Raw genomic sequence first — 11181 nt, 5'->3', positions numbered from 1 at the left:
AGATGGCGTTCGACATATCGAAAAGCGAGTGCATGTCATCTTCCCCACGAGAGGCGGACCGCATGAGCCGCGCCACCGACGACCTGCACGACCCGGGGGGGGGGGGGGGGGGGGGGGGGGGGGGGGGGGGTGGCGGGGGGGGGGGGGGGGGGGGGGGGGGGGGGGGGCGCGGCCCCCCCCCCCCCGCCCCCTGGTCTGTCACCTGAGGGGTACTCAGGAATTCACGGGGGTGTCCGTCACCCGTTGACCTGTGCCGTCACGTCCGCGGAGAACGTGGTCAGCCGGGTGTAGACGCCCGGGTAGCCGGCCGCCGCGCAGCCGTCGCCCCAGGAGGTGATGCCCGCCAGCCGGCCGCCGATCAGCAGCGGTCCGCCGCTGTCGCCCTGGCAGGTGTCCACACCGCCGGAGGAGTAGCCGGCGCACACCATGTCGCTCTGCACGTACCGGCTGCCGTAGGAGCCGCGGCAGCTGGTGTCGGAGACGGTCGGCACGGTCGCGGTGCGCAGCTGGTTGGAGGAGCCGCCGCCCGAGGAGGTGGTGCCCCAGCCGACGATGCGGGCGGTCGTGCCGGCCGCGTACACCGAGGTGTCGGAGGAGGACACGTAGGACGCGGTGGTGTACGGCATCGACGTCGACAGGGTCAGCACGGCCACGTCGTCGCCCCGGGTGACGCTTCTGTAGCTGGGGTGGATCCATATCCGGCTGACTCTGGCGACCGTGCCGTTGGTGCCGTTGCGGTAGGTGCGCCCGCCGACCACGCGCACGCTGCCCGTGGTCTCGCCGACCATGCAGTGCGCGGCCGTGACCACCTTGGTGGGCGAGACGAGGGTGCCGCCGCAGAACTGGTTCTGCGAGGCGTCGGTGATCTGCATCATGAACGGGTACGCGGACGCCGTGGTCGTCGTACCGCCGACGATCGGCTGCGGGGCGGCGACGGCGGAGGGAGCGGCGATCAGCGCCGTCGCGGCGGCGGCAGCGGTGGCCGCGCAGACGGCGGCGGCCTTCTTGGCACGGGTGAGCCCGGACATGGGTCTCCTCACGGGACGGCCGGTGGGGGTCGCACGGGGGTGGGGGTGGAGCACGGGGGTCTCGGGACAGGCCCCCGTGTGCCCGGCGAGCGGCACGCCGTCACGCTACGACCCGGAGCGCGATCGTCCCAATGAGGGAACCCCCTAAGGGAGTTGGGGCAGGGAAAACCCTCGGTCGCCCCGATGGCACCCCGATGGCACCCCGGTGGCGCCCCGAGGGGCTACGGCGTGCGGCGGCCCGCGGCCAGGCGGACGATGTCGACCCGTGAGCGGATGCCCAGCTTGCGGTAGACCCGGGTGAGGGTCGCCTCGACGGTCTTGACGCTGATGAACAGCCGGCCGGCGATCTCCCGGTTGGTGGCGCCCTCCATCACCAGCGCGGCGACCTGCCGTTCCATCGCGGCCAGCCCGTCCAGGGCGCCCGGCGCCGCGGCGGGCACGGTCTCCGCCTCCGTGGGACCCGCGGCCACCGCCTGCTCCACCTGGCGCAGCCACGGCAGCGCGCGGCAGCGCCGGAACAGCCGGGCGGCCTCGTCGTACGCCGCCGGCGCCGGGCCCCGCCCGCGCAGCCGGGCCAGCGCGAAGGCGGCCCGCGCCTCCTCCAGGCCGTACCCCAGCGTGGCGAGCCGCTCCTGCGCCGACGCCAGCTGCGCCTGAGCCGTCTGGCGTTCGCCACGTGCCGCGCGCACCAGCGCCTCGGCGCGGTCGAGCACCGCGAGGACGCTCGCGCGGTTCAGCCGCAGCGCGTGCACCCGGGTGACGTCGATGAGCTCCTGCGCCTCGCCGGGCTCACCGATCCGCACCAGCGCCTCGGCGAGGTCGCCCTGCCAGCGGCCCCGCGCCGGGTCGCTGATGCCCATGCCCTGCTCCAGCTCCCGCACCCGGCGCAGCGAACGGACCGCGCCCTGCGCGTCCCCCGCCACCAACTGGGCGTAGCCGAGGGCGGCCAGGGCGAGGGAGAGGTACAACTGGTCGCCGTCCACCTCGGCGTGGTCCGCCGCCTCGCGGGCCAGCGTCAGCGCCCGCTCCACGTCCCCGCCCGACGCCTCCGCGAGCGAGGCGAGCATGGCCGAGGCGCTCTCGCCGATCCCGGAGTCCCGGGCCAGCCGCAGGCTCTCGCGGGCCAGGTCCAGGGCCCGGCCGCAGTGCCCGAAGCGCAGCTCGGTGTCGGCGAGCAGCCGCGAGAAGTGCACCTCGCTCTCCACCATGCCGCGCCGCCGCGCCTCCCGCAGCAGCGCCGTGATGGCCGTACGGGCCTGAGGCAGCTGGTCGCTCATCAGCAGCCAGCGGAACCTCGCCATGGCGGCGCCGTTGTGGTGGCAGGCCACGTCGGGGTCCTGGGGCTCCTGGAGCGCCCGCTGGATGGTCGCGGGGGCGTCGGGGTGGCCCATCAGGGTCTCGGTGGACGACTGGAAGGCCAGCGCCATCAGCTCGGTGCGCCGGTCACCGCCCCGCGCGGCCAGCTCCGCGGCGTGCGCGGCCTCCTGGCGGGACTTGGCGAAGTCGCCGTCGACCACCACCTCCCGCCAGGCCAGCTGGTAGTGGACCAGGGCCAGCAGCCGGGGGTCGTCGCCGGCGTCGGCCAGCACCTGCGGGAAGACGGCGTCGACCTCGCCGAGCGCCTGCCCGGCCGCCTCGATGACCACCATCCACGCCCGCACCCGCTCGGCCGGCACCGTCGCCCGGGTCAGCACCTCGCGCGCTATGTCCCGGGCCAGGTCGACCTCACCGGCGGTGATCGCGTCCTCGGCGGCCTGCAGCCGCCGCGCGTCGGGGCCGGGATCGCCGTCGGCCGGGGTGTGCCGGGCGGCGAGCAGCCCGAGCGAGGCGGCGACCGAGGGCGCCCCGCGGTCCCGGGACAGCGCGGCGGCCTCGGCGAGCCGGGCCGCCACCCGGGGGTCGGGGCCGGTGGCGGCCAGCGCCAGGTGCCGGGCCCGCTCGATGGGGTCGGAGGCCGCCGTGGACAGCGCCGTGTGCACCGCCCGCCGCTCCCGCGCCGGCGCCTCCGCGTACAGGGCGGCCGAGATCAGCGGATGCGCGAACCGCAGCGCCGGCTCCTCGGAGTCCGTCGCCAGCAGACCGAGCGCGGCGGCCTGCGCCGTCTCCGCCTCGGCGTTCTCCCGGCCGGCCGCGTGCAGCAGCGCCAGGGTGGGGCGGGCGCCCGCGCTGGCCACCAACAGGGTGCGGCGCGCCTCGTCCGACAGCATCTCCAGGCGGCTCAGCACCAGCGCCCGCAGCGAGGTCGGCACCGGCAGCGGCTCGCCCGGTCTGGGCCGGGTGGGGCTCTCGGCGAGGGCGCGGCCCAGCTCGAGGGCGAACAGCGGGTTGCCGCCGCTGGTGCGGTGGATGTCCCGGGCCGTGGAACGGGACAGACCGGTGTAGCCGCGGTGGTCGAGCAGCGCGGACACCTGGGTGCGGGAGAACGGGCCCAGCCGCACCGCGAGCGTGTCCGGCGGGCAGGCGCGCAGATGACGGTCGTACTCCTCGCCGTCCGTGCGTACCGCGCACAGCATCCGCACCGGGCTGTCGCCGAGCCGCCGGGCGGCGAAGCCGAGGAGCTCGGCACTGGCGGAATCCAGCCACTGGAGGTCGTCGGCGACGATGAGGACCGGCCCCTCGGCGGCCAGCGCCCGCAGCGTGGACAGCACCGCGAGACGCAGCGCGAGGCCGTCCCGCTGGAGGGAGGACTCCCCGCGCCCGGTGAGCGCCGACTCCAGGGCGGTGCGCTGGGCGGCGGGCAGCCGGGCGGACACCTTGTCGAGGACCAGACCGAACAGATCGGCCAGCGCCAGGAACGGAAGGTGGGATTCTGACTCCGTGGCGGAGCAGCGCAACACCGTCCCCGCCGCACCGGCGTTTTCGGCAGCGAGTGCCCGCAGCACGGTCGACTTTCCTATTCCCGCCGGGCCGTGCAGCAGCACGCTGCCCCCTCGGGCGAGCTGCTCCCGCGCCTCGGAGTACAGCTCCTCCCGCCCTATGACCAGGTCGGGGCGGCACCTGGCAGGCTCCTTGAAGTCCCGTCGCACGGTCACCGCTCCCTCCGTGGGCGTGTCCTGGCCAATATTAGGCAACAGGTTCCTTAATTCCGGGCGGACCGTGTAGTGAGGCAAATTACAGCGGGCCGGCGACGGTAAAACCAAAGCCGTATCGCTGGTAATGCCCGTCAGGGGAAAACGACGCAAACCCGTGACAACCGCCCCGTCCGGCGAGCCGCCCCGCCGCCCGGGGTAGGGAGACCCACGTCACGGATTACACGATGTCGCGGAGCCGCCCGGCAATGGTCCGGCATGAGGAGGAGACATGACGACGGCGACGGAGGCGTTCCGCAGGGCCCGGGACTTCCTGCTGGAACACCGCGAGGACTACGCCACCGCCCACCGGGACTTCGTCTGGCCCCGGCCCGACCGGTTCAACTGGGCCCTCGACTGGTTCGACGTGATCGCGGACGGCAACGACCGCACCGCCCTGCACCTCGTCGAGGAGGACGGCCACGAGACCCGGCTGTCCTTCGCAGCCCTGTCCCGCCGCTCCGACCAGGTCGCCACCTGGCTGCGGCAGCGGGGCGTGCGCGCCGAGGACCGGGTGCTGGTGATGCTCGGCAACCAGGCCGAGCTGTGGGAGACCGCCCTCGCCGCGATGAAACTGCGCGCCGTGGTCATCCCGGCCACCCCGCTGCTCGGCCCCGCCGACCTGCGCGACCGCGTCGAACGGGGCCGCGTCCGCCATGTGATCGCACGCGCCGCCGACACCGCGAAGTTCGACGAGGTGCCCGGCGACTACACCCGGATCGCCGTGGGGGAGGGAGCCGGCGGGAGCTGGCAGCCGTACGCGGACGCCCACGGCGCCGCCGAGCACTTCACGCCCGACGGACCCACCCTCTCCGACGACCCCCTGATGCTGTACTTCACCTCCGGCACCACCGCCCGCCCCAAACTGGTCGAGCACACCCACACCTCGTACCCGATCGGCCACCTGGCGACCATGTACTGGATCGGCCTGCGCCCCGGCGACGTGCACCTCAACATCTCCTCGCCCGGCTGGGCCAAGCACGCCTGGTCCAACCTCTTCGCCCCGTGGAACGCCGAGGCCACCGTCTTCCTGCACAACTACACCCGCTTCGACGCACCCCGCCTGATGGCCGAGATGGACAAGGCCGGCGTCACCACCTTCTGCGCCCCGCCGACCGTGTGGCGCATGCTCATCCAGGCCGACCTGGGCCTGCTGCGCACCCCGCCCCGCGAGGTCGTCGCCGCCGGCGAGCCGCTCAACCCCGAGGTCATCGAGCAGGTCCGGCGCGCCTGGGGCGTCACCATCCGGGACGGCTTCGGCCAGACCGAGACCGCCGTCCAGGTCTCCAACAGCCCCGGCCAGGTCCTCAAGACCGGCTCCATGGGCCGCCCCAGCCCCGGCTACCGCGTCGAACTCCTCGACCCGGTCTCCGGCGCGCCCGGCGCCACCGAGGGCGAGATCGCCCTCGACCTCTCCGACCACCCGGTGGGCCTGATGACCGGCTACCACGGCGACCCCGACCGCACCGCCGAGGCGATGGCCGGCGGCTACTACCGGACGGGCGACATCGGTTCCCGCGACGAGGACGGGTACATCACCTACGTCGGCCGCGCGGACGACGTCTTCAAGGCGAGCGACTACAAGATCAGCCCCTTCGAGCTGGAGAGCGCCCTGCTGGAGCACGAGGCGGTCGCCGAGGCGGCCGTCGTGCCCGCCCCGGACGAACTGCGGCTGGCCGTCCCCAAGGCGTACATCGTGCTCGCGGAGGGCTGGCAGCCCGGCCCGGACACCGCGAAGGTGCTCTTCGAGCACTCCCGCGAGACGCTCGCCCCCTACAAGCGGATCCGCCGCCTGGAGTTCGGCGAACTGCCCAAGACCGTCTCCGGCAAGATCCGCCGCATCGAACTGCGCGAGGCCACGGCCGCCGGCTCCACCGCCGAGTACCGCGAGGAGGACTTCCGGTGACCGCACTCTCCTACACGCACGGGACCGACGAGACCCCGCTGCTCGGCGACACCATCGGCGCCGACCTCGGCCGGGCCGTCGCCGCGTGGCCCGACCGCGAGGCCCTCGTCGACGTACCGTCCGGACGGCGCTGGACCTACGCCGAGTTCGGCGCCGCCGTCGACGAGGTGGCGCGCGGACTGCTGGCGAAGGGCGTCGAGAAGGGCGACCGGGTCGGCATCTGGGCCGTCAACTGCCCCGAATGGGTGCTGGTGCAGTACGCCACCGCCCGCATCGGCGTCATCATGGTGAACATCAACCCGGCCTACCGGGCGCACGAGCTGGAGTACGTGCTCAGGCAGTCCGGGATCTCGCTGCTGGTCTCCTCCCTCGCCCACAAGGGCAGCGACTACCGGGCACTGGTGGACCAGGTACGCGGAGCCTGCCCCGGCCTGCGGGAGACCGTCTACATCGGCGACCCGTCCTGGGACGCGCTGACCGCGGGCGCGTCCGCCGTACCGCCGGAGCGGCTCGACGAGATCGCCGCCGGACTGAGCTGCGACGACCCCATCAACATCCAGTACACCTCGGGCACCACGGGCTTCCCGAAGGGCGCCACGCTCTCCCACCACAACATCCTCAACAACGGCTACTGGGTGGGCCGTACCGTCGGCTACACCGAACAGGACCGCGTCTGCCTGCCCGTGCCGTTCTACCACTGCTTCGGCATGGTCATGGGCAACCTGGGCGCCACCTCCCACGGCGCCTGCATCGTCATCCCGGCCCCCTCCTTCGAGCCGAAGGCCACCCTGGAGGCCGTCCAGCGCGAGCGCTGCACCTCGCTCTACGGCGTGCCCACCATGTTCATCGCCGAACTGAACCTGCCCGGCTTCGCGTCGTACGACCTCACCTCGCTGCGCACCGGCATCATGGCGGGCTCGCCCTGCCCGGTGGAGGTGATGAAGCGGGTGGTCGCCGAGATGTACATGGAGCAGGTCTCCATCTGCTACGGCATGACCGAGACCTCCCCGGTCTCGCTCCAGACCCGCATGGACGACGACCTGGAACACCGCACCGGCACCGTCGGCCGGGTGCTGCCGCACATCGAGGTCAAGGTCGTCGATCCGGTCACCGGGGTGACCCGACCACGCGGCAGCGCGGGGGAGTTGTGCACCCGTGGCTACAGCGTGATGCTCGGCTACTGGAACGAGCCCGAGAGGACCGCCGAGGCCGTCGACGCGGGCCGCTGGATGCACACCGGGGACCTCGCGGTGATGCGCGAGGACGGCTACGTGGAGATCGTCGGCCGCATCAAGGACATGATCATCCGGGGCGGGGAGAACATCTACCCGCGCGAGGTCGAGGAGTTCCTCCACGCCCACCCGAAGATCGCGGACGTCCAGGTCGTCGGGGTCGCGCACGAGCGGTACGGCGAGGAGGTGCTCGCCTGCGTCATCCCGCGCGACCCGGCCGACCCGCTCACCCTGGACGAACTGCGCGCCTTCTGCGCGGACCGCCTCGCCCACTACAAGATCCCGAGCCGGCTCCAGCTCCTCGACACCTTCCCGATGACGGTGTCCGGGAAGGTACGCAAGATCGAACTGCGGGAGCGGTACGCGGCCGAGGATTAAGCGAGGGTCCGCCGGAACACCTGCCGGGAGCCGCCCTCCGGACCCGGAGCGGCGGCCTCGGCGGGGGTGAAGCCGAGGCGCTCGTAGAAGACGCGGGCGCCGCTGCCGACGGCGCCGGGGTGGTCGGCCCCGAAGGTGACCACCTCGAGGTCACCCGGCCCACGCACCCACCGGCGCACCGCCTCCGCCATCAGCGCGCGGCCGACGCCCTTCCCCCGCGCCCGGTGCGAGACGACGAGCCAGTGCACGTGATACGTCGGCGCCTCGCCCCCGAACAGCAGTCCGCCGAGGAGGTCAGGACCCGAGGACTCGGCGACGAGTGCTCGGGAGCCGGCGATGTGTTCGCGCACCGCGTCGTGGAAGCCCGGCTCCCCGACCATCGGGCCGAACCACTGCTCGACCTGGGCCGCCAGGCCGAGGAAACCGGGGAGGTCCCGCTCACGCGCCGGTCTGATCGTCGTCCGGGCGGTCGGGCCCGCGTGCCGCGGGTGCGGGGGGACGTCCCGGCGCATGCACACGCGCGGCCACCGGTCGAGCCCGTGCCCGGCCTCCTCGGCGCGGATCCGCCGCAGGCCCGGCGTGAGTTCGGGCTCGCCCAGCGTGCGGAAGCCGAGACGCGCGTAGTACGGGGCGTTCCACGGGACGTCGGCGAACGTGGTCAGCGTCAGCGCGGTCAGGCCCTGCTCGCGGGCGTGGGCGGCGGCGTGGTCGAGCAGCGCCCGGCCCACGCCCCGGCGGGCGGCGTCCGGGTGGACGGAGACCTGCTCCACGTGGAGGGCGCCGTCCACGGGTCCGGCGGTCAAGTACGCCACGGGCCGGCCTCGTTCGCCGTCCGCCACCCAGCAGCGGCCCGCCCGGCGGTAGTACTCCAGCACATCCGGGGCGGGCGGGTCGTCGTCGGCGATCTCCGGCATGCCGAGGTCGCGGAACGGGGCGCCGGCGGCCCGTTCGATGTCCTGGAGGGCGGGCAGTTCACCGGGTGCGGCGGGACGGATGCGCATCCGCCGAGTATCGGACGCCGGCGGCGGGCGCGTCGCCGGGTTTTCAGGCGCCGTCGGTGTCCAGTGCCCCGTCGGCGTCCAGTGCCTCGGCGGGGCCGTTCACCGGCCGCGGGGTGCCGGCGGGGCCGAGCAGGAACAGCGGGACGTCCAGCGTGTCGGCGCGGGCCCGCGCCTCCTCGGTGTACCCGACGGCGGTGAAGTACCGGCAGACGGCGGACGCGGTCATCGCCGCCAGCCACAGGCACTCCACGTCCCGCGGGGTCGCCGGACGTGCCGGCGGGCCGACCTGGGCGAGGACGCCGCGGCCCGCCAGCTCGACACCGGAGGGGGAGGGCCGGCCGGTGCGGCGGACGTCCTCGTGGCCGAGCCGGCGCAGGTGCAGCACGGCGGCCGTGACCGCGTCCCGGTCCTCGTCCTGGCCCGTGTCCCGCGCGGCGGAGGTCCCGGGCCGCCCCGCCGGGACGTGGAGTGCCGATGGCCCGGCCACCGGGATCAGCAGCACCGTCCCGCACGGGCACCCCAGTTCCGGCCGCGGCCACTCGCCGCGGAGCCCGCAGCGCCCACACCGCACGGCGACCCACTCCTCGTCCCAGGCGCGGTGCCCGACCGGAGCGGGCACCCCGTCCAGGTCCAGCGGCGGCGCGACGGGCGCGCCGCACGCGCAGGGGTACGACGGTGCCGTGTAGCGGTGCGAGCGCCGGCAGGCAGGACAGCGCACCGGCACGCTCTCGGGCATGGCCCCCCTCCTGTGCTCTCGGGACGACGCCCATCGTCCTCCACCGGTCCGCCGTGTGTCCGGCACTTGCCCCTCTTGACGGGGCTTGACGGGTCTTGACGAGTTCGGCCACCGGCCCCACATCCATTCCAGGCCCGGACGACCGTTGCCCGCACAGCGGTCGACATCCTCAGGGGCGAGGGCGTCACCGACGCGTTCGGTGCCCCCAGCGCGGCGATCACCCCCTTCCGCGCGGCGCTCAAGGCCTCCGGCGGCATCACCCACACCCCCGCCCGCCATGTCGAGGGCTGCACCCGCACCCGCCGCGTCCCGCGCCCAGGACGTCACCGGGTTCGAGGAACTCGCGACCGACGTCGGGGCACGTCCCGACGTCGCTCAGGGCACTGGAGGTCTGCCCTCCCGGACGTGCTCACCCCCCGCCCCCGCCGCCGCATCCGCCGCCGCCACCGCAGCTGAGGGGAGCGCCGCCACCGCCGTAGGTGCCGCCGCCGGAGGAGCCGCGCAGGCCCTTGTCCCTGATCTTGACCCGTTCGGTCAGCCCCGCCCGCAGGGCGAAGCGCGGCACGAGGGTGCTCAGCGCGGGCTTGCCGTGCAACGCGATGGCGAGCAGTTTCCTGTCGTCCGTCAGGCCGTGCCTGCTCGACGGCACCGGGAACGCCTTCCGCAGGACCTTCACCCGCCGGCGGGCGGCCCTGGTCGGCCTGAGCGGCGTGGCACGCAGCATCCCCGCGTCCGCCAGCCCGACCCGCACCTCGGCCAGCGCCCAGCGGACGTCCGGGTGCCGCAGCAACTCCCGGATCTCGGAGGGCTCCTCCAGGCAGTGATAGACGGCGCTCTCCAGGTACAACGCGCGCACCTCGCCGGTGAGAGCGTCCACCCGCCCCACGGCGACCTCGGCCGCCACGTCCAGCGAGACCCCCGGTGGCGGCAGCGGGGGCAGGGCCCGCCCCGCCTCCCCGTCGACCGCCCGGATCGTGCCCGGCGCGCCCGCCTCGACCGCGCCCCGCAGGTGCAGGGCGACCACGGCCACCGTGACCGCGGCGCGCGGACCGCCGGACAGCAGGGCGATCTCATGCGGCGTCCCCTGGACGCCTCCGGTGCCGGTCATGGCATGACACCCCCTCGGCCGGGGCCCGCCGCCCCCGTGTCGGCGGGCCCCGTGTGCCAGGAGTGTGCCCGCCCATGGTGGTGGTCGAAGCGTTCCGGGCCGCTTCCAGAGGTTCATTTGAGGGTGACGTACCCGGCGTACAGCCGATGGTGTAGAGGCGCTCAGGTCGTCTCGTGGTGCTCCGACAGTCCCGGCCAGTCGTCGGGGCCGCCGCCCTGCCACTCGATCAGGTCCGTCCCCTCGACATCGGTGACGTACAGGTCGGCCAGCCGCAGGATCTCGCCCACGTCGTCGACGTGCGTGGCGATGCCCAGCGTGTCGTCGCCGGAGGTGACCCGCCGGGACCCGTCCAGAGCCGGGGAGTGCACCACGATGTGCGGATGTTCCGTGGGATGTGCTGGAGGTGCCATGCCCCCAGGCTGCTGCGCACCGGACGGATCCGCACCCTGGGCGGGGGAGCGCGCCCGGATGCGGGACCGTCCGCGTCCGGGCGCCGCCCCGGGGGTGACCGTCCGGCGGCGTGAGGCCGGGCGCGGCAGGACAGGTGCCGGCCGGAGGGCCGTGCGGGGCGCGGGCCGGTCAGACCCGCGCGCCGTACGGCGCGTTCAGGGCCGTACAGCGCAGGGACCCGGCGAGATCGGCGGCCACACGTCGACGCTGGCGCGGAACCGCTCCGACTCCTCGCCGGGCACGGACAGGGCGCCTCGGTCGGGCCGGGCAGCCG

Annotated in this window: 8 protein-coding genes and 2 pseudogenes; 2 read left to right on the top strand and 8 right to left on the bottom strand. The window is 74.3% G+C overall.

Annotated features, from left to right (window positions below; all coding sequences use genetic code 11):
* Nucleotides 1–236: 236 nt before the first annotated feature.
* Both ACH5AO_RS27740 and ACH5AO_RS27735 read right to left on the bottom strand, forming a co-directional pair.
* Nucleotides 237–1028, bottom strand: a complete 792-nt coding sequence (locus tag ACH5AO_RS27740) for a S1 family peptidase (RefSeq protein WP_398929270.1) — start codon at nt 1026–1028, stop codon at nt 237–239.
* 221 nt (nt 1029–1249) lie between these two features.
* Nucleotides 1250–4060: an AAA family ATPase gene (locus ACH5AO_RS27735; RefSeq protein ID WP_398929268.1), complete on the bottom strand. Its 2811-nt coding sequence runs from the start codon at nt 4058–4060 to the stop codon at nt 1250–1252.
* Between the two features lie 268 nt (nt 4061–4328).
* On the opposite strand from ACH5AO_RS27735, the gene ACH5AO_RS27730 reads away from it, so the two are divergent.
* Nucleotides 4329–6002 (top strand): AMP-binding protein, encoded by a 1674-nt coding sequence (locus tag ACH5AO_RS27730; protein ID WP_398929267.1) that lies wholly within the window; start codon nt 4329–4331, stop codon nt 6000–6002.
* The gene (locus ACH5AO_RS27725; protein WP_398929265.1) at nt 5999–7612 is read left to right on the top strand and encodes an AMP-binding protein; all 1614 of its coding nucleotides are present in this window, start codon (nt 5999–6001) and stop codon (nt 7610–7612) included. The genes ACH5AO_RS27730 and ACH5AO_RS27725 overlap by 4 nt, the downstream gene beginning before the upstream one ends.
* Here the strand turns inward: ACH5AO_RS27725 and ACH5AO_RS27720 are convergent.
* The 6 genes and pseudogenes from ACH5AO_RS27720 to ACH5AO_RS27695 form a co-directional block, all read right to left on the bottom strand.
* On the bottom strand, nt 7609–8124 hold the full coding sequence (locus ACH5AO_RS27720) for a GNAT family N-acetyltransferase (RefSeq protein ID WP_398929276.1): 516 nt from the start codon (nt 8122–8124) through the stop codon (nt 7609–7611). The genes ACH5AO_RS27725 and ACH5AO_RS27720 overlap by 4 nt on opposite strands.
* A 117-nt stretch (nt 8125–8241) precedes the next feature.
* Nucleotides 8242–8526, bottom strand: a pseudogene (locus tag ACH5AO_RS27715) (GNAT family N-acetyltransferase); the annotation flags it as partial.
* 130 nt (nt 8527–8656) lie between these two features.
* Entirely contained in the window at nt 8657–9349 is a 693-nt protein-coding gene (locus ACH5AO_RS27710) for a hypothetical protein (protein WP_398929263.1), read from the bottom strand.
* 409 nt (nt 9350–9758) lie between these two features.
* Nucleotides 9759–10457: a TIGR04222 domain-containing membrane protein gene (locus ACH5AO_RS27705; protein WP_398929261.1), complete on the bottom strand. Its 699-nt coding sequence runs from the start codon at nt 10455–10457 to the stop codon at nt 9759–9761.
* Nucleotides 10458–10618: 161 nt separating this feature from the next.
* The gene (locus ACH5AO_RS27700) at nt 10619–10867 is read right to left on the bottom strand and encodes a hypothetical protein (RefSeq protein WP_398929259.1); all 249 of its coding nucleotides are present in this window, start codon (nt 10865–10867) and stop codon (nt 10619–10621) included.
* Between the two features lie 172 nt (nt 10868–11039).
* Nucleotides 11040–11170, bottom strand: a pseudogene (locus ACH5AO_RS27695) (hydroxypyruvate isomerase); the annotation flags it as partial.
* Between the last annotated feature and the right edge of the window lie 11 nt (nt 11171–11181).

This window comes from Streptomyces sp. NPDC018964 (genome assembly GCF_044390325.1).
Classification (GTDB): Bacteria; Actinomycetota; Actinomycetes; order Streptomycetales; family Streptomycetaceae; genus Streptomyces.
Note: the sequence above shows the minus strand (reverse complement) of the source record. Positions and strands in the feature narration are given on the sequence as shown.